The following is a 26,017-nucleotide window of genomic DNA, read 5'->3' as shown; positions in this document are numbered from 1 at the left end:
CGCGGGCGTGTCCAATTGGTAAATCTAAGGTAGATAGTATAAATGAAATTAACAACTAAAAACTTAGTTTTGTTTTTATTAAACATTTAATGTGCATTTTCGTTGCATCTTTTTCATCCCAATTATAAATGAATATAACATTTCATGGCGCCGCGCGTAACGTTACCGGCAGCAAGCATTTGATCCGTTTAAAAGACGACACCGGTATATTATTGGATTGCGGCATGTTCCAGGGCATGGGCGATCAGTCTGAAGAACTGAACGAACATTTTGGCTTTAACCCTAAGAAGGTAGATTACATGATCCTTTCGCACGCGCATATTGATCATTGCGGCTTAATACCTCGCCTGGTTGCCGAAGGGTTTACCGGCCCGATATTCTGTACATCGGCTACGATGGATCTTGCCCGCATCCTGATGTTGGATTCGGCCCATATACAAATGCAGGATGTGGCTTATAGCAACAAACACCGCCAGCGAAAAGGTATGCCGTTGCTGGAGCCTTTGTATACCGATGTGGAAGCTACTGCCGCCCTGCGCCAGTTTAAAATTGTGGAGTATGGGCAGGATCATGAAATTATGCCCGGTGTAAAATTTAAGTTTACCGATGCCGGTCATATTTTGGGGAGCGCGGCAATCCATTTATCCATTATGGAAGATGGTAAGCTTACCCGCATTACCTTTAGTGGCGATGTTGGCCGTTATGATGATATGCTGCTGAAAGATCCGCAACCGTTTGACCAGGCCGATTATATTTTGCTGGAATCTACCTATGGCGATTCATTGCACAAAGAATCTGGCCCTATTGAAGATGCCCTGTTGGAAATCATCAAACAAACCTGCGAGGTTAAAAAAGGAAAAGTAATTATTCCGGCATTTAGTGTTGGCCGCACGCAGGAGTTGCTATATGCGCTTAACGCGCTTGAACTAAGAGGCGTGTTGCCCGATGTGCATTATTATGTGGATAGCCCGTTATCGCAAAAAGCCACAGAGGTATTAATGAACCACCCCGAGGTTTATAATAAAGAGGTACAAGAGGTGTTAAAAACCGACGCTAATCCGTTTGGCTTTAAAGGCTTGCGCTTTATACAGTCGACCGAAGAATCGATGGCTTTGAATAATGACCCGCGGCCATGCGTTATCATCTCCTCCTCGGGCATGGCCGAAGCCGGACGGGTTAAACATCACATTAAAAATAACATCAACAGCGATAAGAATACCATTTTAATGGTGGGCTATTGCGAGCCAAACTCATTGGGTGGCCATTTATTGCGAGGTGATCATGAAGTACATATTTTTGCCGAGACCTATAAAGTTAATGCCGAAGTACGTTCTATAAGATCTATGAGTGCCCATGGTGATTACGACGATCTGCTGCATTTTTTGGCCTGCCAAAACCCGGCGCAAGTGAAGGAAGTGTTTTTAGTGCATGGCGAATATGAGGTGCAGCAACATTTTAGCGGAAAACTCAAAGAAAAAGGGTTTAAACATGTGCAAATCCCTTATCAGCATCAGCGAATAGACTTGCAGTAAAAATAAAAAGTGGAAAAATTTCTTTTTTAATCGGAAAAATTTCTATATTTGATTACGGGAGGTAAACCAATGGCAAAAGATAAAACAATAGATAAAAAAAAGGCACCGGTAATTTATAAAGATGTTGATAGGGTTAGCGTTTTTAATGATTTTGAGGTAGGGTATAAAACCACGCCCAAGTACACGGATGCCATTAGCTTATTAAACACTTCCAAAAAAGGCCTCGATGCCAAAAGCGCTCTCGATTTTTTATCGTTATCGGGCTTTACGCAGGATGAGTTCCAGGAAACTTTTAAAACTACTGTTAAAACTATTCAAAATCATGTAAACAAGGATTTGAAACTGGATGCAGCCCTCAGCGAAAAACTGCTTAAATCATTTGCTCTGTTTGATACCGGTATTGAAATATTTGGCTCGGGGCAGGCTTTCCATCGGTGGCTTGGTACGCCAGCTTATGGGCTTGGCAACAGGCTGCCTTTTGATATGATGGATACCATTACCGGCATTCAACTCATCGAGGAAGAACTTATCAGGATACAATTTGGTGATTTGGCTTAACGATGCTGGTATACCGTATTGCGCTTGCCAAATACTCAGATAAACTGATGGCCTCTGGCAGGGCGGCGCGCTGGAATCCTAATGATACGCAGATGATCTACACAGCGTCATCGCGGTCATTGGCTTGCCTCGAAAACGTGGTACACCGTAACCAGGTTGGGCTTAACCTCGCCTTTAATGTAATGACTATTGATGTGCCTGATTCCGTAGGTATTACAACCGTCAAACTTGCCGATCTGCCTGCCGATTGGCATGATTTTGACCAGATGGCGTTAACCCAGAAACTCGGCGAACAGTGGTTGCGGGAGAATAAAACCGCCTTACTTGCCGTGCCATCGTCTATAATTGAGGAAGAGGTAAATTATCTCATCAACCCCAAACATCAGGATTTTAATACTATTCGTTTGCTCAGGAGCGAGCCCTTTGTGTTTGATAAAAGGATCAAGCTATAAAAAAAGCGATGGGGTTGCCCCATCGCTTTTTAAAAACCACAATAACGTTATTGCTTAAAACCCCCTTGCCGGTTGTGGTTTAGGCAACTCTTTTCTCGGAATCATTTGCTCGCGCTGGGCGGTATTGTAAACAAATGATGCTACAATGGTAGCGGCTTGTTTCAAATCATCTTCAACTAACCTGTCATAAGTGTCCTGGTTACTGTGGTGTGTACGTGAACCATAGTCAATAGCATCCTGGATGAACTGGAAGCCCGGTATACCCACCGCGTCAAACGATTGGTGATCTGTGCCGCCTGTGTTGCTGGTGGTCACTGTAGTGGCGCCAAGATCTTTAAATGGCTCCAGGTACGATTTAAATATAGGCCCTGCGGCCGAATCGCCTTGCAGGTAAATGCCGCGAATTTTTCCGGTACCATTATCAAGGTTATAGTAGGCCGATAGTTTTGCCTGCTCTGGTTTTAGCTCCATGGTTTTAGGATCGCCAAAGTGGTTTAATACGTAACCGCGCGAGCCAAATAAGCCCTGCTCTTCTGAACTCCAAAGCGCTATACGGATAGTACGTTTTGGCTTAAAGCCGATGGTTTTTAATATGCGCATGGCCTCTAACATTACCGCGCTGCCGGCGGCGTTATCTGTAGCGCCGGTTGCGGCATGCCATGAATCAAGGTGGCCGCCTATCATTACAACCTGGTCTTTCAGTTTTTTATCGGTGCCCGGTATTTCGCCAACCACGTCGTAACCTTGCAGGTCATCGGTAAAAAACTGGGTTTTAATATCGGCTTCCATTTGTACCAGTTTGTCGGCGTTTACTAAGCGTAAAATGCGTTGGTAATCTTCGCTACTGGTTTCCAGTTCGGGCGCTACAGCTTTAGCGGTATCGGCGTATGATGCGCCATTGGTGGTAAATACAGTACCATCTGTTCCGCGCGCCTGGCTTAATACCAGGGCGATTTTTTCGGCCTGTAAAAAGGTACCTAAAGTAGCGCGGAATGCACGCTGCTTACGCATGGCGGCAAACTGCGGCGAATTAGGGTCAAAAGCGGCACGCTGACGGGCCGGTGTCATAGTGGCCTGGGCCATTTTGTCAAGCTCTTCGTCTGTATAACGGGCCGCGTCACTTTTAAAGGTGCGCTCGGTAAGCGGCTTGGTATCAAATATCACTATTTTACCGGCCAGCTTGCCTTTGTATTTATCCAAATCGGGTAACGAATCGGCTTTAATTACCATTACATCACCTTTGATTGCGCCGCCGGTGCCGGGTGTCCATGCCTTGGGGATAGCGATGATAGCGTGGTAATAAGGAACCGTAATAGCGGCATAGTTTTTCTGCACTTCCCAACCTTTACCAAATTTGCCCCATGATTCTAATTTGGCATTGCTCATGCCCCAGGTTTTGAGCTGTTCAACAGCCCAGTTCTGCGCACGTTTTAAGCCGGGAGATCCAGCCAAACGAGGACCAGACACATCGGTAAGGTAAAAGGCGGTTTCCATCACTTTGGAGTGGTTTAAACCCTCTTCGCGTATTTTTTGCACTATGACCGGGTCTACCGCCTCCTGTGCAAATAATTGGGCGCTTATGCCCGCAGAAAGCAGGCACGAAAAAAGTAGTTTTTTCTTCATTGTAATTAAATAAGATCAGTTATAAACAAACCTATTTATTAATCGGCATAAAACCGAAGGCGGGGGCTAACAAAGTTGTTACATGTAAAAACTTTTGCGGTATATTTGATTTATGAGCGACTACAGATTAGACAGAACCGCTTTTAAAGCTCAAACAGCTAAAGAAGCTGCTGATCATGCTACTTACTACAAGGGGCTTACCTGGCAGGAGAGGCTACGCATTATGAACTATTTAAATAGTGTTGCCTACAACTACCCTGAAAACGATCCACCCAAAATGGATAAGACTGTTTTCAGTATCAGAACGCGGGAGAAATAATGGGGAATATTTTCAATGACGATTTCAGAGATTTTATACACCAACTAAATGAAAATGCGGTTAAGTACGTGTTGATTGGTGGATACTCGGTAGTTTTACATGGTTATAGCCGCACGACCGGAGATATGGACATTTGGGTTGATAGAACCGCTGAGAACTATAAAAAGTTAAGAGTTGCCTTTTTTGAATTTGGAATGTCGGTTTTTGACATGACGGAAGAACGGTTCTTAGATAAAGAAATAGAAGTATTTACATTTGGAAGACCTCCAACAGCTATCGATGTAATGACATCTGCTTTAGGACTTAATTTCGACGACTGTTTTAATAACAGCATTGAGTTCGATAATGATGGATTGATGGTAAGAACTATTCACCTTAACGATCTGATCAATGCAAAAAAGGCATCGGGAAGGCATAAGGATCTCGATGATTTAGACAATCTATTAAAGTGATTCCATCGCCAAATCATCAAAAACATCCTCCTATACTAACATCATCTAACACAAAAAACCTCATCGAGGTTATATTGAGAAACGAAAGTCGAATTTACCCCGGCTCAAGTTAATTAATCAACAATTTATACCCCCTGCCATGCACATTAATGATCTCTACATTGGAGTCATCTTTTAGGTACTTGCGGATTTTGCTTAAAAACACATCCATGCTGCGGCCGTTAAAGTAGTTATCATCGTGCCATATGTTTAACAGGGCTTCTTCGCGGGTAAGCACCTCGTTTTTGCGCATACATAGCAGGCGCAGTAATTCGGCTTCTTTGGTTGATAGTTTTTGGTTCGATTCACCTATCGTGATGATCTGCGCGGTATAATCAAAGGTATACCGGCCAATTTTAAAACTGGTTTGTTTTTCCTCTTCTGTTTTTTCGGTACCGCTGGTGCGTTTTAACAGTGCGTTTATCCGCAGCAGTAACTCTTCTATACGGAAGGGTTTGGTAATGTAATCATCGCCGCCCAAATTAAAGGCCTGGGTTTTATCCTCTATCATGCCTTTGGCGGTGGCAAAAATGATGGGTACGGTCGGGTTGATTTTGCGGATATCTTTACCCAAAGTGAAGCCGTCTTTTTTGGGCATCATCACATCCAGAATCAGCAAATCAAAGGTATGTTTGGTAAAAGTGCGCAAACCTTCTTCGCCATCTTTACATAAAATAACATCAAACTTGCCTTTTAACTGCAGGTAATCCTGTAACAGCAAACCCAAATTGGCATCATCCTCAACCAGTAGTATTTTCTTCATGTTATATTTAAGTCCGGATTTGGGGAGAGTCGGAAAAGTCCGAAAGTCCGAAAGTCCGGAAGTTGTTTTATATAGTCCGGAAGCCGGAGAAGTCCGAAAGTCCGGAAGTTATTGTTTTATATAGTCTGGAAGTTGACATTTCACATCGACCTACCGATCAGCATCTTTCGGACTTCCCCGACTTTACTGACTTCCCGACTCAAACGACAGCAAACTTTAATTCAAACTCCGAACCTTTCTCCCGTTCAGATTTTACGCTGATGGTGCCGTTTAAACGTTTCACAATGGTATTTACATAGCTTAAGCCCAGGCCAAATCCTTTAACATCGTGCAGGTTACCGGTGGGGATGCGGTAAAACTGTTCAAATATTTTAGTTTGCTGATCCCTGCTCATGCCAATACCTTTATCTGCCACGCTAATTACCACCTGTCCGTTTTTATTATAGGTGCTGATAGTAATATCGGGGTTATCTGCGCTGTATTTTATAGCGTTATCAACCAGGTTGTATAAAACGTTTGAAAAATGAAGCTCATCGGCAATGATAATCGCGCTTTCGGCATCAAGTTGCAAGGTGGTCCTGGCGTTGCATTTATGCAGCTTAAGGGCCATGCTATCCAACACCACGCTAATCATCTCATTAACATCCAGTGGCTTTTTATCCAGCTTGAAATCATTTTTTTCAATGCGGGCAATATTCAGCACACGCTCTATATGACTGCCTAAACGTTCGTTTTCTTCAAAAATTATGTTTGCCAGCCGTGTTACCCTATTTTGATCGCTGGTGATCTCTTTATCACGTAAAGCCTCGCTGGCAATCATAATGGTTGATACCGGCGTTTTAAACTCGTGCGTCATGTTGTTGATAAAGTCTATCTTCATTTCTGACACCTTTTTTTGTTTAAGGATGGCAAAAATGGTATACAAAAAACAAATTAACAGTACAATGAGTAAACCGCCCGAAGTGCCTACGGTGGCAGTCATATTACCAAGGATAAGCGAGTTTTTTTGCGGAAAGGTAAGCCTGATTTTCCCCGGATCATTGATTAAATCTTTACCAAAGATGGGGGTTTGATAAGTATTGGCCTCTATAAATACAGGCTTGTTGCCCTCCAGGTCATTTGCTTTTGAAAATATAACCGAATCGTTATTGGCTTTGGTAATTTCATAACTAAACGGCAGGTTGATGCCTTTGCTATGTAACTCAAACCGCAATAAAGTATCTATCCAAAACAAGTTTAATCGTTTGGTTAATGGCTGACTGGCTTTGCTGTACTCTAAAGCAAGGTTTTCAATAACATTGCTTTTATTTTCGGCTACATGTAAATTTTGCAGCGAATCGGTTGTCAGCATTTTTTTGATCTGGGCAACCTGGCGCTCCTTTAGTTTGCGTTGTTGCTCGCGTTGCCAAAGCGGATTAATGCGTGGGATGGAGATTACCTGTTTGCCAAATTGCGGATCGGGGTATTCATACCGCAGGGTATCGTATTTGTGCAGTTTTTTTGGTGATTTTAGGGCATGGGTAATGTGTGTGCCTATCACCTGTTGCTTATAGCTGGCGTGTACCACACCCTGATCATCTGTAAACTGGGCAAGAGTTACCTTAATATCAACTGTACCTTCCTGTTGCAGCAGGTCGCTTAACTCATCATCCAGTTTTTTGTGGTTAATCATGCGCTCCAGGCTATCGCGCAGCAGGGCTATCTTTTTCTCGCGCAGGGTTTGTTTGCCTGTGGATTTTATGGTGTATAACCTGTTGGTGCTGCTTTTAACCACCTTGATGCCCGATTGATCAATAGCGTTTACCCTATCAAGCGCTTTGGCATTTAAAAAGTTATTAGCATCCTGCTTGGTTACTTTTGATACAACGTTGCTTAGCGCCTCCCTTACGGTACTGTCAAAGAGTTCTGATTGCATATTGTATGATTGTTTTAAAAAATACAATTGCATAGCCATTACACCCAAAAGTGCAAGGCCCATCAATCCAATAATCAATCCTATGCTACGCTTCTTCATTTGTTAACAAGCAAAAATATTTTAAATAACGCAACAAAAGGGGTTTTTAACAAAATTTAACAAATGTTGGGGGCTGAATAAGTGTTTGGAAAATAGCTTATTGCGGGTGATTTACGCAGAAGAAAAACCGCAAGGCACGGTAAACAAAAAAGCCCCCAATAAGGAGGCTTCTTTATCAATATTTTAGTAACGATTGATGCTTAGAAAGGCAAATCATCGTCATCGCTTGAAGCGCTGATATTGGCAGCCGGTGCCGCGTATTCTGGTGTTGAGGCTGCGCCTGCACCTGCTAATACCGTAATTTTCCAAAGCTGTAATGAATTGAAATAGCTTTTTTTACCAGTTTTATCTGTCCATGGGCGGCCTTTAAGGTTAAAAGAAACCTCAACGTCATCGCCAATTTTAACATTATCTATTAAAGCGCAACGATCCTGGATAGCTTCAAACTTCAAATATTCGGGATATTGAGGGTTCTCAACATACTCTAATATCAGTTCGCGTTTCTTCAATGACTCAGTTACTTGCTGTGTTGGCGACACTTCGTGTACTTTACCTTTAACTTCCATAATCTTCAAATAATTTAAAATGTAAAGTTAATAGATAAGAAATTAAAATAGGGGGTTTTTAATTCATAAATTTGCAAATTCAATATGCAAGTTTTCCACACAGAGAGTAAAATCATAATCACCTGTAACAAAAGGCTGTCGAGCTACCTTCAACAGGAAGTAGAGGCCTTGGGCTATAAGCCAACCCGCGTTTTTCAAACCGGGGTTGAGTTGCTGGGCACCATTACAGATACCATTGCGCTAAACCTAAATCTGCGTTGCGCAAGCCAGGTATTATATTTATTAAAAAGCTTTAAAGCGGCAGACCCAAAGGAGCTTTACGAAGAGCTGGTTACCATTGAATGGGAAAAGCTGATTGATTTTAGCGGATACTTCTCCGTAACATCAAACGTAAACAACGAGCATATCCTTACCCCCCTGTTTGCAAACGTAAAGGTAAAGGATGCTATTGTTGACAGGATTAAACAGGTAAAAGGCATTCGTCCAAATTCTGGCGCCGATGCTAACAAAACCGTGGTACACCTGTACTGGCAGGATAGCGACGCCGATGTTTTTTTAGACACATCGGGTGAAACGCTGGCTAAACACAGCTATCGCAAAATACCGGGTAAAGCTCCTATGCTGGAAGCCCTGGCTACATCAACCATTATGGCTACCAACTGGGATAGGAAAAGTACATTCATTAACCCCATGTGTGGTTCTGGTACTTTAGCCATTGAAGCTGCTTTGCTGGCTACCGATAAACACCCCGGCTTATTTAGGATGAATTATGGTTTTATGCACATTATGGGCTATGATGAAACCGTATTTTTTACCGAACGCCGTAAACTAAAAGATAAAGCAACCAAAGAAACGGGCTTTAAAATTATTGCTACGGATATATCACAGGACGCCATTGACATTGCCCAGAAGAATGCTAAAACCGCCGGGGTAGAACATTTGATTGATTTTGCTGTTTGTGATTTTGAAGAAACCGAAGTGCCCGAAGGTGCAGGCGTGGTGATGTTTAACCCCGAATATGGCGAACGCCTGGGTGTACACAGCAAGCTGGAAATTACCTATAAACGCATGGGCGATTTCCTGAAAAAGAAATGCCTTGGTTACAGGGGCTATGTTTTTACAGGCAACCCTGATCTGGCAAAAAAGATTGGCTTGCGCCCATCGCGCCGGATTGAGTTTTATAATGGCAAGCTGGATTGCCGCTTATTTGAGTATGAGTTGTATGATGGCAGCAAGCGCGACCCAAGCGAACGCCCGCAGCCTAAATAACAACATTAATAAAAGAACAGATTAATGAAAAAGATCATATTATTAGCAGTAGCCGTTTTATCATCTATTTACAGCATGGCCCAAACAGAGTTGGCTTTCCCTTTCCAGGGAGGCGCGCCTGTAATGACCAGTTTTTTTAAAGATAGCCTGGTTGTATCGCCCGAAATTATAAAAGCTAAAGCCACAGGTACCGCGGTTTTTAAATTTACTGCCGATACCAAAGGTACTATTACCCGTATTGTGATTTACCAGGCGGATGACTATGTGTTAACGTTGCCTATTATCGAAGCGTTAAAAAAATCAAACCATAAGTGGATTATCCCTGATCATGAAAAAACGCACGATTTTATTTTGCCTTTTTCTATAGCATTTAACCCACCGGCAATACCAAGCAAAGCTTTGGTAATGAAGGCTTATGATTTTTACGTAAAACGTAAGCCGATTAATGCCGCCAACCAAATTCCGTTGGATAACGCTACATTGTTGCCAACTGTGATGATTAGTTACGATTTAGGGCAGTAATTAGGGTTTAAATTATAAGAAACTGTTTAAAAAGCAGTGTGGAAAAGATATAATAATAAAAACGTCGTTGCTGAGGAGTAGCGACGTTTTGGTTTTATGAAAGTATTGGAGGAAACATAGGCTACGACTCACCCGGTCTATGCTTCGCCCGTCTGCCCCTCTCTCCGGCAAGCCGCAAAGAGGGTTGAGAAAAAATAAGACCGAATCTTCCCGCCCCTCTATGCGACGCAGTCGGAGAGAGGGGCAGACGGGCGAAGCCGAGTCGGGGTGAGTTGTCTGCGCTGTCTAAATTCTATCCAAACAGCTCGCTGCTCAAATACCTATCGCCGCGGTCGCAGCAAATAAATACAATTACACCTTCGGTTAATTCTGATGCCAACTTAACTGCTGCCGATAACGCGCCGCCGCTGCTCATACCGGCAAAAACGCCCTCAACTTTGGCCAGTTTTCGGGCCATTTGGGTGGCTTCTTCTTCGCTGATATCCATTACCCTATCTACCCTTGAGGCATCGAATATTTTAGGCAGATAAGCCGCCGGCCACCTGCGGATGCCCGGAATTGACGAACCTTCTGTTGGCTGGCATCCAACAATTTGCACATCGGGGTTTTGCCCTTTTAAATAAATTGAATTGCCCATAATGGTACCGGTGGTGCCCATGGCACTTACAAAATGGGTTATTTTACCTTCGGTATCCCGCCAAATCTCCGGACCGGTAGTTTTTATATGCGCGCCGTAATTATCGGGATTGGCAAACTGGTTTACCAGGTAAAACTCGCCCGTGGCGGCTTTTTCTTCAGCGTAATCACGACAAAGTTCAATACCTTCAAGCAAGGTTACTTTAGCGCCAAAGGCCTCCATGGTGAGCGTGCGCTCGCGGGTGGAGTTTGAGGGCATTACCAATTCAATCTCTAAATCAAACAAACGGGCTATCATAGCAAGGGCTATACCGGTATTGCCGCTGGTTGCTTCAATCAGTTTAGTGCCGGGTTTAATATCCCCCCTTTCAATAGCGCTGCGGATCATGTTAAGTGATGCCCGGTCTTTCACGCTGCCGCCAGGGTTATTGCCCTCCAGTTTGGCAAAGATCTGTACATTGGGATTGGGGTTCAATTTTTTTATTTCAACCATAGGCGTGTTGCCTATCAGGTCTATCAATGTGCCCATAAATTCTTTTAGTTTATAGATGTATTCATGGGAAGCCAGGTAGATTTCCCATTTATTGAAAACAAAATTAGCATTTAAAGGCTAAAGCCGAGGGTTTAAGGCAGAAAGCTTTTGAATTGACGTTGAAATTACTTTTAGGGCTGTTATGCCCGTTTAATGTTGATGGTTTTTAAAAAAGGAGGCGTCTGTGGGAGACCCAATAATGAATTGCTTTGCGATACCGATAGTCGGACATAAACAGGTAGCCGCGATGCGGCATTTTGCGGAGAGGGGGCTATTGGGCTACAAACAGGCAGCCGCTATGCGGCAAAAAAGTGATTTGTTAACGACAGGCCTAATAACGTAAATAAAACTGCCGCTATCCTCGATGGCATGATCTTGCCGCATCGCGGCTACCTGTTTGTAGATAAGAAATATAAAAGATTTTTATGCGCCGTAGGTGCTACCCCTGCAGTGCAAAGGTAGATGCGACAGTTTAGTTTAAAGGCGATTTTGCTAATCAGCATAAGCCTTTAATCCCAACATTTTATCTACCCTTGCAATGGCATACCCCTGCGCTTTAGCCTGCTCAATAAATCGCGGCAGCATCTGAACCGTAACAGTGCACTTTTCATGGAACAGGAAAATAGCGCCGGGTTTAATGCGGCCGAGTATCTTAATTAAAAGCGTATCAGCATCTTTAGCCATGGTATCGTACGAGCGCACATTCCAACCGATAGGTAAATACCCTCCTTTGATAATGGCATTCTTTAAATTAGGATTCATCACCCCGTAAGGCGGCCGAAACAGTTTGGTCCGTTTGCCAATAACGCGATAGAGTTCGTTATCCGTCTGCTGCATTTCGGCCAGCATTTTTGCGGCGGAGAGCATGTCAAACAAAGCGCCGTGGGTAAAGCTGTGGTTGCTTATGAGGTGGCCATCGGCATGTAGTTGTTTGATGATGGCTTCATTGCCGGCTATACGATTACCGATACAAAAAAAAGCGGCTTCCACTCCAGCGTTTTTTAAAATCTGCAAAACTTTGGGAGTGCCCGGTGCTACCGGACCGTCATCAAAAGTTAGCGCGATTACCTTATTGTTTGTTTTTGCCGAGCAATACATCGGCATAAAAAAGCCGGAGCTTACAAAATAGCAACCATAGGCAACTATAAGCGAATAAGCGCATATAACTGCCACGTACAGCAGCCAGCTTACACCATGCGTTATGTCAAACCCAATGATAAAAACCATAAGGGCAGCAAACGCGATATTGGTGTTTTTAAATGTTAACACGCTGATAACAGCATTAAAGAATGATGGGTATTTAGATAGTGGTTATAGATAAGTATCTTTTTAATTTTTGAGGTATGCGCCGTTGCCGGATCAGTGTTTTGTCCTATCAGTTTAACCGCGTACCACAGCGCGAAGGCCGATGATGTTGGATACTCTCCGCAAAGGTGTTTGTACCTAAGCACGTTGCAATAATTAAAAAGAGAGTTTTCCAGGTAATGATATACCTCATCGTTTTTAGCATCACCATTATCGCCGGTTATCACCAGGCTAATATCATACATGCTTAATCCGCCGTTTGCTGCTAAAAATGCTTCGATTTGCGATTCAACCTCAGCGAAATCTTTGGGTTTGTAAAAAGTGGTAACAGCATCCAGCCTGGCCAGGTCATTTCCGGACGCCTCATTGCTCACCAGGAAAAATGCAGAACCTTCGCCAGCTATGGTGCCCTTTGTATCGGAGCTAAAAAGATCGAGGTTAGAAACCGGGCCTTGTTTGTACAAGCCAAATCTGCTCAATATACCGTGACTAATATCGGTGATCTCATCAACGCCGCCTACCAGTATATTTTTGGCCGCGCCCTCCTGTAACATCATCCGGGCATCAAGCAAAGCATGCTCAAATGACGCGCCGCCACTCACAAAGGTGTTGTTATATTCATGGCAGCCAATAAGCAAAGCTACCTGCGCGGCAATAGTATTATGGGTTGATTGAATGAAAGATGTTGGCGTCAGCATCTCTTCGCCCCGCTCGGCCATTTTGCTTAAAAACACACCTGTATCTTCCAGGCAGCCGTAAGCGGTACCCGTAATAATGGCATCGGGCGAGCTTACGCCCGCGTCATTTAAACAAGCTATAGCAGAGGCAACCCCCATTTTAATTACCCTGCTCATCCTGCGGATAAGTTTGGGGTCAATAAGTTCTTTATAATCGGGCGTAATACAGTTTAAGCGGTTTCCTTCATGTGCCACTACCTCGGCCGGAAAGGCCGCGTTGCCAAATGTTTTTTGAGGCGAGATATTTCCTGTTGATCGTATATACATTTCAGGCCTCCAATTTTGAAAATATCAATGATGAACAATTGCCGCCAAAACCAAAGGAATTGGATAACACGTGTTTTAAACCCGGTTGGGATGAAAACGCTGTCTCGGGTTTAAAAGGCTGATCGGCAATTTGGGTTTCAAAGCGCAGGTTGGGGTATACAAACTCCTGCTGTACCGATAGCGCCGAAAACACGGCTTCGATACCGGCACTTGCGCCCAATGTGTGCCCTGTAAATGATTTGGTAGAACTCATTTTGGGGTAATATGGACCAAACAATCTTTTGATGGCAGTTCCCTCGGAATTATCGTTGTTTTGCGTGCCCGTGCCGTGCAGGTTAATGTAGCCGATGTCGGCAGGGTTTAATCCGGCCATTTTTAAGGCGCCCTCCATGGCCATAAATGAGCCTGTCCCATCCGGCGAAGAGGCGGTTTGGTGATAAGCGTCGTTCGAGTTATGATAACCGCTTAGCGAGCAGTATAAGGGCTTTTTAAGCGATGCTGCAACGCGTTCAGATACGAGGGTAACGTAGCCAGCCCCCTCGCCCAGGTTTAAGCCGCGGCGGTTGGCGTCAAAGGGCTGGCAATATTCGGTATCCAATATCATGAGGGTGTTAAAACCGTTCAGTGTAAAGAGTGTAAGGGCGTCGGTGCCGCCTGCAATTACCACATCTAACAGGCCATTTTTAATAAGCCTTGCCCCATACATAATGGCGTTTGCCGATGAGGAGCAAGCCGTGCTAATGGTACTGATATAGTTTTTTATCCCAAGCTCATCGGCCACCAATTCGGTAACCTTGCCACATTCATGGTTAACCACGTTGCGCAGGCGGCCGGCTTTTGGATCGGCATTAAACAGGTTAAAAAAGTCTTCTGTTTTATCCATCCCGCCCACTGTATTGGCCGATATAAAGCCACTGCGCAATGAAGCAAAATTGGAGATTCCGGCATCGGCTAAGGCTTCGCGGGCAGCAACTAAACTCAGCATAGCTGTGCGACTGATATCTGGACCAAAGCCGGATAATGCAGCCAGTTCATCATTGCTCAATTTAACTTCGGCAACCGGAAAAGTATCCTTATGCCTGGTGTTAAGGTATTTTATTTTATCGATACCTGCCCGGCTGTTCCGTAGCGCATCAAGGCATTCGGCAGTGTTATTGCCAATGCCCGCAATTACGCCTACGCCGGCTATATAAACAGTTGCGCTCATATTTTATTAAACAGGTAAATGTTGTTCATATTATCAGCAGTGAAAGGGATGGATGTTTTATGCTCGTTTTTTTCTACCAGGTATAAAACCGCTTTATAATCATCTTGCAGCAAATCAACCCAACCGCAGATGCAGGCCTGCAAGATATTATTATTTAGCAAATAGCTCACGTACCGGTGTACAAAGGCAGCATCAAACTGTTCAAACACAAAAAATGCATTCTCGCCCTTAAATTTGTTTTTTATGCTGATCTCTCCTATCACAATGTTGGGCAAGGTATACACAAACAAAGCCGGACTTGCCACGGTTTTGGCCCCCTCAAAATATTTAATATCCGCATCCAAACTGGCATTGGCATTGGTTAGCACAATACCAACTTCGTTTTCCCGGTATTGCTCTCCAACAGAATGATCTTTCAATAAAACTTCCGAAGCCAACAGGCCCAGTTTTGACAGCCCATCCATTTTATAAAACTTAGGATATTTTATTTCAAGAAACTGGTACGCAGCTAACAGGAAGGCACCGGTATCTACACCGCTATTTTCGAATACAGCATCGCCATTACTATAAACCGTGTTATTGTTTATGGTGCTGTAGCTTGTTATATGTAAGTTATCTGCCAAGTTTGTTTTATTATAAAAAGCTTTATTTGAAGCTAAAAGCAGAAGGCTTAAAGCCGAAAGCCAATACCTTGTATTATCAATATAATAGAGCTGCAATTTGTGAAATTAATTGTTAGACTCTATGTAATTATTTGCCGGTTTAGTTCTCAAAAAAGCTTTCGGCCTTAAGCCTTCTGCTTTAAGCTCTATTCAAAAGCCTTCCGCTTTAAGCTTTATTTAGTTAATACTATTGCTGCATTACAACCACCAAAACCCGATGCTGTTTTAAGGCAGCTGGTTAAAGGTGTTTCTATAAGTTGAGCCGCCACATTTATAGGTTGCGTTACCCCCAGTTCATGAAACCCTTTTGTTGGGATAATAGTGTTTTGCTCTAAGGAATTAATGGCGATAATAGCTTCAATCAATCCCGATGCGCCCAGTGTATGCCCGTAATAACCTTTCAGGCTGTTTATGGGAATTTGTTGCATCCCGGCCAGGTTAATAGCTTTGGCTTCCATCTCATCGTTGTAAGCGGTTGCGGTTCCGTGAGCCGATATAAAATCAATTTCTTCCGGCTTTATTCCTGCGCTTTTCAAAGCAGCGTCAATAGCAAAGAAAAGTTCTTCGCCGGTTTTGGATGGACCGGAAATATGATTGGCATCGTTACTGATGGAGCCACCTACCAGTTTAATATGATTAGCGTATTTGGGGTTAGCTGAAAGGATCACCGTCGCCGCACCCTCGCCTAAATTAATGCCATCCCTTGTAGCATCAAAAGGTTTACAAGGAGCCGAGCTGATAGCCTGGAAAGATTGAAAGCCCGATAACACAAAGCGCGTAATCACATCGGCCCCAACAACTACCGCGTTTTCATATTGCCCGGTTTGCAGCAATCTTAAACCGGTGATCATGGCCACAAGTCCGGAGATACAGGCATGCGATACTATCAATGGCTGGTTTACAAAACCAAAGTTTTCGGCAAGTAGTTTTGCAGATGTATGCAGGGCGATGCGCTCCTTCAAATCCGGATCATCGCCCGCTGTTTCCAGCATGCTGATATTGCCTTTGGTGGTCGAAACTATAAGTACCGTTTTGGGATCGGCAGCGTTGATATCACAATTCTTTAAAGCATCGGTTACCGAAGCAATCAGTAATTGTTCAAATTTAGTATAGATATCGTTGGCTATAAATTGATCGGCGGCAAAAAGGGAGGCGTAAAACGGAGAGGCAGACTTTGCACCATCATGATGCTGTTTAACGCCGGAATTGCCTTTAACGAGTTGCCCGAAATTTTCGGCAGCGGTATTGCCAACGGGCGATGTAATATTATCGGCAACAACAAAAACATTATTCATCACTTACAAATAGCTCCTCTCATCAAATTGTTTTTATTGCCAAAAGTTATAATAGTTATACCATTGATCGGGATACAGTTTTACGTATTTTTCCATCTCGGCCACAAAATCATTGGTCATTTGCTCCATCCCGGCATCTTTGCCCAAATGTAAATATTCCTTGATAGTGCTGGAGTAAAAATGATAATGGTATTTGGTTTCTTTCATGGCAAATACATAAGCCACGGGCACCTTAAATTTTGATGCCAGTATAAATGGGCCAAGCGGAAACTGAGCGTCTTCTCCCAAAAACTTCTTAGTAATGGTTTTATTGCCTTCCAGGTAGCGGTCGGCATGCATGCAAACCAGTTCGTTATTTTGAAAAGCCTCGTTTATTTTAAAAATGTGGGAGATATCGTCCTTAATAACAATAATATTAACCCGGTGCTTGCCGGTAGCCTTATCCATAAAGGCTTTAATCTGCTGGTCTTCGCCATCAAACATTACAATGTTAATTTTGGTGTCGACATGGCTTAACAGGTTGCCGGCAACTTCCCAGCTACCAATGTGGGCGCTAAGCAAAAGTCCGCCTTTTTTAAGCGCGGCTATGGCATCCAGGTTATGGCGGCCATCAAACTCAAAAGTGAATTTATGGGGCATGTCCGACATGACCACCACTTTATCAATAATGCTTTGGCCAAAAATGTAATAGTTTTGGTAAACCTTAAAAAGCGATTTTATACGGCCATAACCCAGCCGCTCGTGAAAATAGTAATAGATACTTTTTGACGATTTGTAGGAAAAAACCACATAATAAAAGGAAACAAATCTTAACAGCAGGTAGGCCGGTGTTACGCCGCCTAACCTTAAGATGGCCAGAAATATAGAGTAGCCCCAAGGCTTACCTTTTGATTTTCCTTTCCAGGACGACATTTAAACAAGCTCCTTTGGCTGTACTTTAGCGGCTACGTAATTGTAAAAATCCTGGAAGGTAACAATACCCGTAAAGTCTTCGGGCTGTACTTTAAACGCGAAGTTGGTTTCAATAACCACCACCAGGTCGATGTAATCAAGACTATCCAAACCAAGGGTATCTTTCAAAACGGCATCGGGGGTAATGGTATCAATATCTACCTCAAACTCTTCAGACAGGAAAGAATTTATTTTCGCAATGATTTCTTCGATTTGCATAATCTCGTTTAAATTAATCAGCTAAAATTGGTTAATCAGGGCGAAACCAAAATTAGGTTGTAATAAGTTGTAAAATTGTTAAATATGTATTTAGTTTAATGTGTCGCCATGGGCGATGTAATTAATATGTTTTGTCGGGATTTATAAAGAACGTTTAGGTAATTCAAGACTTGTTGGGGTGCAAGGTTTGTTAAACTGTTATTCAAGTATCATCACCCCTCGTCCCAAATCTCTATTCCGCGTTAATACGTGAAAATTGCAACACTTAATTAATAGAACTTTTGCAAAAGTACAAAATTATAAAAACATTTAAGTGTGTTTGGTGTATGGTTGAATTTGGTTGTTGAAATGATCATTACCTAATAGAAGGTTAGTGAAAAATTGTAAATACGATGTATAAGCAAACGTTGGTTCCAGATAAAAAAAATCACACTATTGAAATGTCGGAGAGATTTTTTGGCAAAAAAGTAGAGGTGATTGTTGTGGAAGTAAATGACCGCCGTTCTGATAGCCATCCTACGCCACCCTAAGGGAAAAAAATTGCAGCAGAGGAATTATTCAAACACTTTGGTAAAGCTCCAGATTCTTCATTTTAAGCTTTCAATCAACGCTTCGCAAATATACCTATTACTGATACTGAAATAGGGTATATTATTAGTTGCCGCCTGGCATACTCAACAAGAAGCATGGCAATTTACACTGGATATTAGCCGGTTTTAGAGCATAGCTTTAAATAAAAACAGAAGACGCTATTTTGAGAGAGGTAGCACCTACGGCGCATAAAATCTTTTATCTTTTTTCTACAAGTAGGTAGCCGCTATGCGGCATATAACCGTAAATGGATAGCTGCTTTTTTCTGTTGAACCTATTCGCTTAAGCCTCTTTTGCCGCATGGCGGCTACCGGTTTGTAGCCAGATAGTCCCCGCCTTCAAGATGCCGCATAGCGGTTACCTGTTGTTTGCCGAGTGTAGCCTTCCTAAAAAGTGGCAAACAAGGGAGGGATCGATTTTTGCGCAGATAGTACAAATTAACTTTTCAAAGAACTACAAAACCCTATTTTTGTACATGACGATCAAAATCGCTTATTGGTTGCAATAATTCATCAAATAAATTTAAACAAACAAAAACTGATTAATGGTTGCCGGTGTTGGGATAGATATGATAGAGGTTGAGCGTATGGCTGCCAAAATTGATAAGGGCAGCGGCTTTCGCGAATTGGTATTTTCTGAAAAGGAAATTGCCTATTGCGAGCCCATGGCCGATAAATACCAGCATTATGCCGCTCGCTTTGCCGCCAAAGAGGCTTTTTTTAAAGCCTTAGGTACCGGCTGGCTAAATGGCACCTCCTTTAACGAAATTGAGATTAGCAACAATGTCGATGGCAAACCCGAACTTGCGCCCATTGGTCAATCGGCCGAAACATTAAAGGTGTATGGGCCATTAAAAATTTCCGTATCATTAACCCACCTTAAAGCAATTGCATCTGCCATCGTAATTATAGAAAAGTGACCGAGCAAACATTACATACATCCGCCTATCAATCGCAACAGCAAATTGTAGCCATGCAGGAGCAAAAACTACAGCAGCTATTGGCCTATCTAAATCAAAACTCACCTTTTTACAAAGAGTTGTTTGCTGCCAATAATATCAATGTGGGGGAGATCAAAACGTTAGATGATCTGCGATTAATTCCTCCCACAGTAAAAGAAGACCTGCAAAAACGCAATGACGATTTTATGTGTGTAGGTCGCGATAAAATTATTGAGTACAGTTCAACATCGGGTACGTTGGGTACGCCTGTAGTAGTGGCGCTAACGGAAAACGATCTGCAACGCCTAACTTATAACGAATACAGTTCCTTTACCTGTGCCGATGGCAAGCCCGATGATGTTTATCAGCTGATGCTTACTTTGGATCGTCAGTTTATGGCCGGCCTGGCCTATTACTCCGGCATCCGTAAAATTGGTGCGGGTATTATCCGTTTGGGTCCGGGTGTGCCTTCTTTGCAGTGGGATACCATTTTGAGGCTTAAGCCAACGGCTATTGTAGCAGTGCCATCGTTTATTTATAAGCTGATCCAGTACGCCAATGAGCATAATATCGATATTAATTCAAGCTCGGTTAAAAAGGCGGTTTGTATTGGCGAGAACATCCGTAATACAGATTTTTCGCTCAATATCCTGGGCAAAAAAATAACAGATGCCTGGAATATTCAACTGTACTCCACTTATGCCTCTACCGAAATGCAAACCGCGTTTACCGAATGCGGACAGGGTAAAGGCGGGCATCACCAACCCGAATTATTGATTGTTGAACTGCTTGATGAAAATAACCAGCCCGTAGCTCCCGGCGAACCCGGTGAAGTTACCATTACTACGCTTGGCGTGGAAGGTATGCCGTTGTTGCGCTATAAAACCGGCGATATTTGCCAGTACTTTGATGAGCCTTGCGATTGTGGCCGTACAACTTTACGCCTGTCGTCTATTATCGGGCGTAAAAAACAGATGATTAAGTTTAAAGGGACCACCCTTTACCCGCCATCGCTGTTTGATTTGCTGAACGGCATGGAAGAGATTCTTGATTTTGTAGCCGAAGTATACTCCAATGAGATAGGGATGGATGAAGTGTTGCTGCATATCCTCCCCATTAACTACACCGATGAGTGCGATAGGAAAATAAGGGCAAACTTACAGGCCAGGCTACGTGTTAGCCCGCATGTTACGTATGTGCAGTACGATGAAATTCAGAAAATGCAATACAAAGAGTCGGGCCGTAAACCATTTAAATTTATTGATCGCCGCCAATAGCCGCTTCTTCCTCGCCTTCGGGAATTAACTCCTCTTCGGGCGTTTTACCGAAGAGCTTATCGAGTAAGTTTAAGATAGGCACCGTCATGATGGTGGTTATCAGCGCCATAATTACCAGCATGGCAAATACTTCTTTGTTGAGTACGCCTAAATCATAACCTATATTTAAAACAATTAGCTCAACCAGTCCGCGGGTATTCATTAACGCGCCGATAGATAGGCTGTTTTTCCAGTTTTGACCAATAAATTTGGCGGCAGAAGCGCTGCCTAAAAACTTGCCCGTAATGGCAACCAGTATAACAAGGCCACAGATGCCCCACAGGTAGATGTTGTTCAGTAAGCCGACCTGTGTACGCAGACCGGTAAAAACAAAAAACAAAGGCAGCAATAAAAACAACGCCACATCTTTTATCCGCTCAATAAACACGCTTCTGAAGGTAATATTATCTGGCATTACAATACCTGCCATAAAGGCCCCAAACAACGCGTGAATACCAATAGCTTCGGTAGCATAGGCAGATATAATGAGCGTTAAAAAAAACATGGAAACCGGGATGCCCACGTAGCCCGGTTTTATATTGCTGGTATATATTTTTTTGAGCAGGGGCTTTACTGCTTTCAACATCAATATTACATAGGTAATCGCCATTAAAACGGTATACACAAAGCTCATTACCGAACCTGCTTTAACCACCGCAATCACAACAGTAAGCAAACACCATGCGGTAATATCATCCGCAGCTGCACAGGTAATGACCAATGCGCCAAGACGGGTTTTGTTGATGCCCCGTTCCTGGCAAATGCGGGCCAATACCGGGAAGGCGGTAATACTCATAGAAATACCCATAAACAACCCAAACGAAAAGAAAGGAATACCAACAGGGGCAAGCGACCGGTATATATAATAAGCTAAACCAAGCCCCAGCGTAAAAGGCACCACAATACTGGCGTGGCTGATCACAATGGCATCTTTGCTTTTGTTTTTAATAGCCCGTAAATCAAGCTCCATACCTATCACAAACATGAAAATGATTAACCCTATCTGGCTCAAAAACTGTAAGGAACCCAGAGAGGCTGCCGGGAAAATGGTATGTGAAAATGCCGGAAAAAACCTGCCGATCAATGACGGCCCTAAAGCGATACCGGCAAAAATTTCGCCTATAACACGTGGCTGCCCCAATTTTTTGCAAACCCAGCCGGCCAGATTACCAGCTATAATAATTACCGCTATCTGCGCAAGCAACGTTGCCAGCGGACCGGTAAGGTTTTTAATAAAACCATCCATAAACTGGTGAAACGGACTTTTATCACTGGCAGCAAGTTTAACAATATGCCTGCCCTGCTCCAGGCTGTCGCCAGCCATTAGCACGTAGTAGATGAGAAAGGAGAATACGCCTAAAAGAACAACATAGAAAAGGATGTTTCTAAACTTTTTCATTTTTTGAAAACGCCTTTAAATTTCAGGAAAGTAGATGTTTCGTGCTGAATAAGTGCTGTAACGTTTATCGTATCAAATTCATTAACGGTATAGGTAATTTGCATATTGGCCGTACCGTTAACCACAGGATTAAGGATGGCTAAAAATTTCATATCAACCGCTTTTAACAGTTTAGTTTTGCCGCCTACAATACTTTCCAAAACCTCTTTAACCATTTGCATCATACAAACACCCGGCACTACAGGCTGCCCGGGAAAATGCCCCTCAAAAATCTGATGATTAGCGTTAAGCGTGATGGTTGTTGTCGCTATGTCGCCATTAATTTGTGGCGCTGTATATTGAAAAAAGGTGTCCTTGAGCATTGTTGTAACTTAAAGTCTCAATTGTTTGAAAAATTTTAATTCCCTCCCACGGGAGGGGTGCGGCTGGAAACGCGCGCAAATGCAGGGAGGGGTTTCTACAAGCTACTATCCGCCTTGTTAACAAAAAGCTAATTAACCCCTACCTTCACCTTCCCCAAGGAAGGAATCGCACATCCCAACGCTGTTTTACTTCATTTGAATAAGCTATGATTAAAGCTTTGAGCCTTTAGCTTTTGGCTTTCAGCTCATCTTTCTATTTTTTTTAACCCAATGGTAAATTTAAAGTTTTTATGGTCGATGCCGATACTATCCGGCACTCCATTTTTATAACCGGTCATGGTAGCTACGGCTACGGGTTTTCTTTTGGATGATTTTTCCATCCGTATTAAATTATCGCCTGCTAAATTGGTAATGTAATAATTGGCTCCTTTTTGTTGCGGCAGTACATAATATAAATGGCTGCTATCCTTCAGCATATAATGTTCCTGGCTGCCTTGCTGGCGCAGTAAAATCAAATCAAAATCCTTCATCAGGGTTTTAATAACCGGGCCTTTATCCATTTGAGGGACAATGGAATACACCTTAAAACTACCGTCCTTTAAAAATGCAAAATCGAAAAACTTAACCCCCATTTCGCTCGAAAATACAATTCTGGTACTGCTATCGGGCATAATTTTCATGAGCAGCAGGCCGCTCAAGTGGTGACTGGTTACATTGATTTCGGCATTGTAAAGCACTACCGCAAATTTCGGTCTGAATTTGTAGATGTGATCAAAGTTACCCGTAGCCGGCTTTAGGTTTTTATAAACCGATGTACAGCTAAACAGCAGCAACAGGCAGCTACTTAGCAGCAAAAAGCGCGTCTGGCAATGTCGCATTGATCTCTTTGTTTATGAAATGAATGGTAGTGTTATCGCCCGATGGCTCTTCCATATCAATATTGCTTACCGAGTTGTCCTTTTTATCAACCGAGATATTGATACTCTTAAAAAAGTCTTTTAAGCCCTTTGCAACCGGCGATAGTTCAATCAAATAAGCGCCCTTGTTTTCAAATACCTTCACCTTAAAATCTGGATTGCTAAGGATGCTGCCCTGCACACAATCAACAATAATCCTGTTAATCTGCTGAAAAAGTTTGTTTGATTTGGTGTTGATCTTGTTCTCCTTTTGCTCATCCTTTACCAATATGTTATCCTTGTTAATGATCATCAGGTATTTGGACGGACTGGTATACTCCATTCGCACCATGTTATCTTTTTTAAACCAGAATTTTCCTTTCGAGGTGATCTTTTCGGCCAGCATGCTCAGGTTTTTTTCCTGCACAAAATCACTTTTTATGCTGGTTGTTTTTTGAGCAGTCGCTGTAAACTGGGCTTTAAATGCCGATAGATCTGTAAGCTGGGTATAACCCGCATGCTGCGCATTGGCTGTAAATGTGGTCGATAATATTAAAAGAGTGATGAATGCTTTATACATAAAGTTTAGCACGTTTTATTTACAATAACGCTGCAGCGTGTGAAGTGTTGTTTTGAAAAAAATTCCATTGCAAATGGCTCTGTACATTGGTGACGACTCACCCCGGCAACGCTTCGCTGGCCGACCCTCTCTCCGGCTAAAGCCGCATAGAGGGTGAACCCCATTTTTTATTTTATTTCCTCGCCCCTCTATGCGACGCAGTCGGAGAGAGGGGCAGACGGGCGTAGCCTCGTCGGGGTGAGTCGTCTGCGCCATCCTATATACGTCACTTCCTCTTTAAGCGCCCCTGGATTTTAAACTCGCGATAGAATGATTTAGACTTCCCAGACTTACGAAGTTTTTAAAACTTCGTAAGTCTTTCCTCCGATAGTTTTTTCCCGTCTTAACTCTTAACTCTAACCTCTTGATTCTATTATGCTGCCTGGTTAGCCGTAATATACTCGGCCATCGTACGTACTGACTGAAACACTTTTGGTCCGTCTTCGGCTTTGGCAAGCTTTATTTTATAGTGTGATTGCATTAAAACAATCAGCTCCAATACGTCGATAGAATCTAAGCCCAATCCTTCTGCAAACAACGACTCGTCATCGCCAATATCTGCCGGTTTAAGGTCCTGTAAGTTCAGTTGATCTATGATCTGCACTTTCAGATCATTCATTAATTTGTCCATTTTATATCTCTCTGCTTAGCTAAGCTGTCCGCTTAGCTGAATAACTCTTGCTAATTTTTTAATTGCTGTATCGTGATTTTTTACAAAAGGATTCTCTAAATCCCATACATAACCGGCCAAAACCGAGCAAATCTGGTTTTTAATCTCGGGTACAAATGTCTCTGAAAAAAAGATGGTATCCAACGTGCCTTCATACCAGGCATTTACATAGGAGCGAAATACATCTACCCCCTGCATCACCTTATCGGTGTATTCTTTATTCCAATCAACCGTTTCACCGTTTAGCGTGCGGATCACTAAATGCGCCGCGTTTTGGCTCGATACCGTTGCCAACGTTACGCCCGATGAAAAGATGGGGTCTAAAAATTCGGTTACGTTGCCCGTTAACACAAACCCTTCACCATGAAAAATATCGGTAGTGCTGCTCCAGGCTTGTAATATGCGTGGCTCAAAAACAAACTCAACACCTGCAAAACGTTCGCTTAAGTATGGGTCAGATGCTATCAGGTTACGCAGTTTTTCGTTATCGTTTTCGCCTTCAACACGGTTAAAAAAATCAGGATTGCCCACAAAGCCTAAAGAGGTTACGCCGCTTGAAAACGGAATAATCCAGATCCATACCCCTGGTTTATGAACTACAATGGTAATGCGGTTTGGCTCTTCATAAAGATTCCGTTTCACATCCACAGTATGGGCAAATAAAGCTTTCCGTTCCGACATGTTAGATGGTTTATCTAAATTGAAAAGCCTGGGGATTACCCGGCCGTAACCGCTGCCATCTATAATAAACCGTGCCTCAACCTGGCTTTGGTTGCCATCAATATCTTCAAGGGTGGTGACAGAATTGGAGCCATTAAATTTGATGTCGGTAACCGCGGTTTCGTAGTTTACCGGGATGCCCATTTGCTCGCAGGTATCTGCCAGGGTTTTATCAAACTCGGCACGTGGTACCTGCCAGGTCCAGTTCCAGCCATCTGTAAACTGATCAGAAAAGTAATAATCACAAATTACGCCGTTTTTAACAAACTTGGCCCCAAACTTTTTCTGAAAACCTTTGGTCTCTACGGCCTCAACAAAGCCAGCTTCGGTTAAGGCTTCCATACAACGGGGCAATAAGCTTTCGCCAATTACGAAGCGCGGGAATTTTTGCTTTTCAACAATTTTAACTTTAAAGCCCGCTTTATTCACAATAGAAGCAGCCACAGTACCCGCCGGTCCGGCACCTATTACCAACACATCAACTTTTTCGGTTTTCATCAATTTAATTTCTGTTGTTATGAGTACTGCCCCAGGCTTTCATAGCCCTAAGCCTTTGTTAATAATAATTTATTGAGCCCCAAGGC

The 26,017-nt window shown here is 43.0% G+C and carries 27 protein-coding genes; 9 read left to right on the top strand and 18 right to left on the bottom strand.

Features of this window, described 5'->3' with window-relative positions; translation table 11 throughout:
* The first annotated feature begins 128 nt into the window (after nucleotides 1-128).
* From QWZ17_RS22035 to QWZ17_RS22025, 3 genes are all read left to right on the top strand, one after another.
* Nucleotides 129-1,532, top strand: coding sequence for an MBL fold metallo-hydrolase RNA specificity domain-containing protein (locus QWZ17_RS22035; RefSeq protein ID WP_290307480.1), 1,404 nt, complete (start codon nucleotides 129-131; stop codon nucleotides 1,530-1,532).
* Between the two features lie 69 nt (nucleotides 1,533-1,601).
* On the top strand, nucleotides 1,602-2,090 hold the full coding sequence (locus tag QWZ17_RS22030; RefSeq protein WP_290307479.1) for an Xre family toxin-antitoxin system antitoxin: 489 nt from the start codon (nucleotides 1,602-1,604) through the stop codon (nucleotides 2,088-2,090).
* 2 nt (nucleotides 2,091-2,092) lie between these two features.
* Nucleotides 2,093-2,542: an RES family NAD+ phosphorylase gene (locus QWZ17_RS22025; protein ID WP_290307478.1), complete on the top strand. Its 450-nt coding sequence runs from the start codon at nucleotides 2,093-2,095 to the stop codon at nucleotides 2,540-2,542.
* A gap of 54 nt (nucleotides 2,543-2,596) precedes the next feature.
* On the opposite strand, the gene QWZ17_RS22020 is transcribed toward QWZ17_RS22025, so the two are convergent.
* Nucleotides 2,597-4,165 carry a M28 family metallopeptidase gene (locus QWZ17_RS22020; protein ID WP_290307477.1) on the bottom strand — a complete coding sequence of 523 codons (1,569 nt, stop codon included), beginning with the start codon at nucleotides 4,163-4,165 and terminating at the stop codon, nucleotides 2,597-2,599.
* A gap of 112 nt (nucleotides 4,166-4,277) precedes the next feature.
* On the opposite strand from QWZ17_RS22020, the gene QWZ17_RS22015 reads away from it, so the two are divergent.
* Nucleotides 4,278-4,484 (top strand): hypothetical protein, encoded by a 207-nt coding sequence (locus tag QWZ17_RS22015; RefSeq protein ID WP_290307476.1) that lies wholly within the window; start codon nucleotides 4,278-4,280, stop codon nucleotides 4,482-4,484.
* The gene (locus QWZ17_RS22010) at nucleotides 4,484-4,936 is read left to right on the top strand and encodes a nucleotidyltransferase (RefSeq protein ID WP_290307475.1); all 453 of its coding nucleotides are present in this window, start codon (nucleotides 4,484-4,486) and stop codon (nucleotides 4,934-4,936) included. Before QWZ17_RS22015 ends, QWZ17_RS22010 begins: the two co-directional genes overlap by 1 nt.
* Nucleotides 4,937-5,045: 109 nt before the next feature.
* Here QWZ17_RS22010 and QWZ17_RS22005 read toward each other — a convergent pair whose 3' ends face one another.
* The 3 genes from QWZ17_RS22005 to QWZ17_RS21995 form a co-directional block, all read right to left on the bottom strand.
* The gene (locus tag QWZ17_RS22005) at nucleotides 5,046-5,738 is read right to left on the bottom strand and encodes a response regulator transcription factor (protein ID WP_290307474.1); all 693 of its coding nucleotides are present in this window, start codon (nucleotides 5,736-5,738) and stop codon (nucleotides 5,046-5,048) included.
* Nucleotides 5,739-5,937: 199 nt separating this feature from the next.
* The gene (locus QWZ17_RS22000; protein WP_290307473.1) at nucleotides 5,938-7,752 is read right to left on the bottom strand and encodes a sensor histidine kinase; all 1,815 of its coding nucleotides are present in this window, start codon (nucleotides 7,750-7,752) and stop codon (nucleotides 5,938-5,940) included.
* A 200-nt stretch (nucleotides 7,753-7,952) separates the two neighbouring features.
* The gene (locus tag QWZ17_RS21995) at nucleotides 7,953-8,318 is read right to left on the bottom strand and encodes a DUF3127 domain-containing protein (protein WP_290307472.1); all 366 of its coding nucleotides are present in this window, start codon (nucleotides 8,316-8,318) and stop codon (nucleotides 7,953-7,955) included.
* A gap of 84 nt (nucleotides 8,319-8,402) precedes the next feature.
* On the opposite strand from QWZ17_RS21995, the gene QWZ17_RS21990 reads away from it, so the two are divergent.
* Nucleotides 8,403-9,587, top strand: a complete 1,185-nt coding sequence (locus tag QWZ17_RS21990; RefSeq protein ID WP_290307471.1) for a THUMP domain-containing class I SAM-dependent RNA methyltransferase — start codon at nucleotides 8,403-8,405, stop codon at nucleotides 9,585-9,587.
* Nucleotides 9,588-9,611: 24 nt separating this feature from the next.
* Entirely contained in the window at nucleotides 9,612-10,109 is a 498-nt protein-coding gene (locus QWZ17_RS21985) for a hypothetical protein (protein WP_290307470.1), read from the top strand.
* Between the two features lie 292 nt (nucleotides 10,110-10,401).
* On the opposite strand, the gene cysM is transcribed toward QWZ17_RS21985, so the two are convergent.
* From cysM to QWZ17_RS21945, 8 genes are all read right to left on the bottom strand, one after another.
* On the bottom strand, nucleotides 10,402-11,274 hold the full coding sequence (gene cysM, locus QWZ17_RS21980) for a cysteine synthase CysM (protein ID WP_290307469.1): 873 nt from the start codon (nucleotides 11,272-11,274) through the stop codon (nucleotides 10,402-10,404).
* A gap of 495 nt (nucleotides 11,275-11,769) precedes the next feature.
* Entirely contained in the window at nucleotides 11,770-12,546 is a 777-nt protein-coding gene (locus QWZ17_RS21975; protein ID WP_290307468.1) for a polysaccharide deacetylase family protein, read from the bottom strand.
* Nucleotides 12,540-13,586: a beta-ketoacyl synthase N-terminal-like domain-containing protein gene (locus tag QWZ17_RS21970; RefSeq protein ID WP_290307467.1), complete on the bottom strand. Its 1,047-nt coding sequence runs from the start codon at nucleotides 13,584-13,586 to the stop codon at nucleotides 12,540-12,542. Before QWZ17_RS21970 ends, QWZ17_RS21975 begins: the two co-directional genes overlap by 7 nt.
* A gap of 1 nt (nucleotide 13,587) precedes the next feature.
* Nucleotides 13,588-14,793: a beta-ketoacyl-[acyl-carrier-protein] synthase family protein gene (locus QWZ17_RS21965; protein WP_290307466.1), complete on the bottom strand. Its 1,206-nt coding sequence runs from the start codon at nucleotides 14,791-14,793 to the stop codon at nucleotides 13,588-13,590.
* Nucleotides 14,790-15,416, bottom strand: coding sequence for a hypothetical protein (locus tag QWZ17_RS21960; RefSeq protein ID WP_290307465.1), 627 nt, complete (start codon nucleotides 15,414-15,416; stop codon nucleotides 14,790-14,792). Before QWZ17_RS21960 ends, QWZ17_RS21965 begins: the two co-directional genes overlap by 4 nt.
* 212 nt (nucleotides 15,417-15,628) lie before the next feature.
* The gene (locus QWZ17_RS21955; protein WP_290307464.1) at nucleotides 15,629-16,750 is read right to left on the bottom strand and encodes a beta-ketoacyl-[acyl-carrier-protein] synthase family protein; all 1,122 of its coding nucleotides are present in this window, start codon (nucleotides 16,748-16,750) and stop codon (nucleotides 15,629-15,631) included.
* 33 nt (nucleotides 16,751-16,783) lie between these two features.
* Entirely contained in the window at nucleotides 16,784-17,662 is an 879-nt protein-coding gene (locus QWZ17_RS21950) for a lysophospholipid acyltransferase family protein (protein ID WP_290307463.1), read from the bottom strand.
* Complete coding sequence (locus tag QWZ17_RS21945; RefSeq protein ID WP_290307462.1) at nucleotides 17,663-17,920, bottom strand: acyl carrier protein; 258 nt, start codon at nucleotides 17,918-17,920, stop codon at nucleotides 17,663-17,665.
* Nucleotides 17,921-19,055: 1,135 nt separating this feature from the next.
* Between QWZ17_RS21945 and acpS the strand changes: the two genes are divergently transcribed.
* Nucleotides 19,056-19,430 (top strand): holo-ACP synthase, encoded by a 375-nt coding sequence (gene acpS, locus QWZ17_RS21940; protein WP_290307461.1) that lies wholly within the window; start codon nucleotides 19,056-19,058, stop codon nucleotides 19,428-19,430.
* Complete coding sequence (gene flxY / locus QWZ17_RS21935; protein ID WP_290307460.1) at nucleotides 19,427-20,728, top strand: flexirubin biosynthesis putative acyl-CoA ligase FlxY; 1,302 nt, start codon at nucleotides 19,427-19,429, stop codon at nucleotides 20,726-20,728. The genes acpS and flxY overlap by 4 nt, the downstream gene beginning before the upstream one ends.
* On the opposite strand, the gene QWZ17_RS21930 is transcribed toward flxY, so the two are convergent.
* The 6 genes from QWZ17_RS21930 to QWZ17_RS21905 form a co-directional block, all read right to left on the bottom strand.
* Nucleotides 20,709-22,166, bottom strand: a complete 1,458-nt coding sequence (locus QWZ17_RS21930) for a cation:proton antiporter domain-containing protein (protein WP_290307459.1) — start codon at nucleotides 22,164-22,166, stop codon at nucleotides 20,709-20,711. The two genes, flxY and QWZ17_RS21930, sit on opposite strands and share 20 nt — an antisense overlap.
* Entirely contained in the window at nucleotides 22,163-22,528 is a 366-nt protein-coding gene (locus tag QWZ17_RS21925) for an ApeI family dehydratase (protein ID WP_290307458.1), read from the bottom strand. Before QWZ17_RS21925 ends, QWZ17_RS21930 begins: the two co-directional genes overlap by 4 nt.
* 245 nt (nucleotides 22,529-22,773) lie before the next feature.
* Nucleotides 22,774-23,406: a flexirubin biosynthesis protein LolB2 gene (gene lolB2, locus QWZ17_RS21920; protein ID WP_290307457.1), complete on the bottom strand. Its 633-nt coding sequence runs from the start codon at nucleotides 23,404-23,406 to the stop codon at nucleotides 22,774-22,776.
* On the bottom strand, nucleotides 23,369-24,004 hold the full coding sequence (gene lolA2, locus QWZ17_RS21915) for a flexirubin biosynthesis/transport protein LolA2 (RefSeq protein WP_290307456.1): 636 nt from the start codon (nucleotides 24,002-24,004) through the stop codon (nucleotides 23,369-23,371). The genes lolB2 and lolA2 overlap by 38 nt, the downstream gene beginning before the upstream one ends.
* A gap of 412 nt (nucleotides 24,005-24,416) precedes the next feature.
* Nucleotides 24,417-24,674 carry a phosphopantetheine-binding protein gene (locus QWZ17_RS21910; protein WP_290307455.1) on the bottom strand — a complete coding sequence of 86 codons (258 nt, stop codon included), beginning with the start codon at nucleotides 24,672-24,674 and terminating at the stop codon, nucleotides 24,417-24,419.
* A 15-nt stretch (nucleotides 24,675-24,689) separates the two neighbouring features.
* Complete coding sequence (locus tag QWZ17_RS21905) at nucleotides 24,690-25,931, bottom strand: NAD(P)/FAD-dependent oxidoreductase (protein ID WP_290307454.1); 1,242 nt, start codon at nucleotides 25,929-25,931, stop codon at nucleotides 24,690-24,692.
* Nucleotides 25,932-26,017 lie beyond the last annotated feature (86 nt).

The organism is Mucilaginibacter flavus, from assembly GCF_030409315.1.
In the GTDB taxonomy this organism is placed as follows: Bacteria; Bacteroidota; Bacteroidia; order Sphingobacteriales; family Sphingobacteriaceae; genus Mucilaginibacter; species Mucilaginibacter flavus.
This window is presented reverse-complemented; position numbering and strand designations above follow the sequence as displayed.

What these genes read in the sequence shown, in the direction of transcription:
- QWZ17_RS22025 (WP_290307478.1), top strand. Translation starts at nt 2,093, where the DNA reads ATGCTGGTATACCGTATTGCGCTTGCCAAATACTCAGATAAACTGATG.
- QWZ17_RS21965 (WP_290307466.1), bottom strand. Translation starts at nt 14,793, where the DNA reads ATGAGCGCAACTGTTTATATAGCCGGCGTAGGCGTAATTGCGGGCATT.
- QWZ17_RS22005 (WP_290307474.1), bottom strand. Translation starts at nt 5,738, where the DNA reads ATGAAGAAAATACTACTGGTTGAGGATGATGCCAATTTGGGTTTGCTG.
- QWZ17_RS22010 (WP_290307475.1), top strand. Translation starts at nt 4,484, where the DNA reads ATGGGGAATATTTTCAATGACGATTTCAGAGATTTTATACACCAACTA.
- QWZ17_RS22000 (WP_290307473.1), bottom strand. Translation starts at nt 7,752, where the DNA reads ATGAAGAAGCGTAGCATAGGATTGATTATTGGATTGATGGGCCTTGCA.
- acpS (WP_290307461.1), top strand. Translation starts at nt 19,056, where the DNA reads ATGGTTGCCGGTGTTGGGATAGATATGATAGAGGTTGAGCGTATGGCT.
- QWZ17_RS21950 (WP_290307463.1), bottom strand. Translation starts at nt 17,662, where the DNA reads ATGTCGTCCTGGAAAGGAAAATCAAAAGGTAAGCCTTGGGGCTACTCT.
- QWZ17_RS22015 (WP_290307476.1), top strand. Translation starts at nt 4,278, where the DNA reads ATGAGCGACTACAGATTAGACAGAACCGCTTTTAAAGCTCAAACAGCT.
- QWZ17_RS21905 (WP_290307454.1), bottom strand. Translation starts at nt 25,931, where the DNA reads ATGAAAACCGAAAAAGTTGATGTGTTGGTAATAGGTGCCGGACCGGCG.
- QWZ17_RS21985 (WP_290307470.1), top strand. Translation starts at nt 9,612, where the DNA reads ATGAAAAAGATCATATTATTAGCAGTAGCCGTTTTATCATCTATTTAC.
- QWZ17_RS22035 (WP_290307480.1), top strand. Translation starts at nt 129, where the DNA reads ATGAATATAACATTTCATGGCGCCGCGCGTAACGTTACCGGCAGCAAG.
- lolA2 (WP_290307456.1), bottom strand. Translation starts at nt 24,004, where the DNA reads ATGTATAAAGCATTCATCACTCTTTTAATATTATCGACCACATTTACA.
- QWZ17_RS22020 (WP_290307477.1), bottom strand. Translation starts at nt 4,165, where the DNA reads ATGAAGAAAAAACTACTTTTTTCGTGCCTGCTTTCTGCGGGCATAAGC.
- QWZ17_RS21990 (WP_290307471.1), top strand. Translation starts at nt 8,403, where the DNA reads ATGCAAGTTTTCCACACAGAGAGTAAAATCATAATCACCTGTAACAAA.
- QWZ17_RS21945 (WP_290307462.1), bottom strand. Translation starts at nt 17,920, where the DNA reads ATGCAAATCGAAGAAATCATTGCGAAAATAAATTCTTTCCTGTCTGAA.
- lolB2 (WP_290307457.1), bottom strand. Translation starts at nt 23,406, where the DNA reads ATGCGACATTGCCAGACGCGCTTTTTGCTGCTAAGTAGCTGCCTGTTG.
- QWZ17_RS21955 (WP_290307464.1), bottom strand. Translation starts at nt 16,750, where the DNA reads ATGAATAATGTTTTTGTTGTTGCCGATAATATTACATCGCCCGTTGGC.
- QWZ17_RS21925 (WP_290307458.1), bottom strand. Translation starts at nt 22,528, where the DNA reads ATGCTCAAGGACACCTTTTTTCAATATACAGCGCCACAAATTAATGGC.
- QWZ17_RS22030 (WP_290307479.1), top strand. Translation starts at nt 1,602, where the DNA reads ATGGCAAAAGATAAAACAATAGATAAAAAAAAGGCACCGGTAATTTAT.
- QWZ17_RS21930 (WP_290307459.1), bottom strand. Translation starts at nt 22,166, where the DNA reads ATGAAAAAGTTTAGAAACATCCTTTTCTATGTTGTTCTTTTAGGCGTA.
- cysM (WP_290307469.1), bottom strand. Translation starts at nt 11,274, where the DNA reads ATGGGCACATTGATAGACCTGATAGGCAACACGCCTATGGTTGAAATA.
- QWZ17_RS21910 (WP_290307455.1), bottom strand. Translation starts at nt 24,674, where the DNA reads ATGGACAAATTAATGAATGATCTGAAAGTGCAGATCATAGATCAACTG.
- QWZ17_RS21995 (WP_290307472.1), bottom strand. Translation starts at nt 8,318, where the DNA reads ATGGAAGTTAAAGGTAAAGTACACGAAGTGTCGCCAACACAGCAAGTA.
- QWZ17_RS21970 (WP_290307467.1), bottom strand. Translation starts at nt 13,586, where the DNA reads ATGTATATACGATCAACAGGAAATATCTCGCCTCAAAAAACATTTGGC.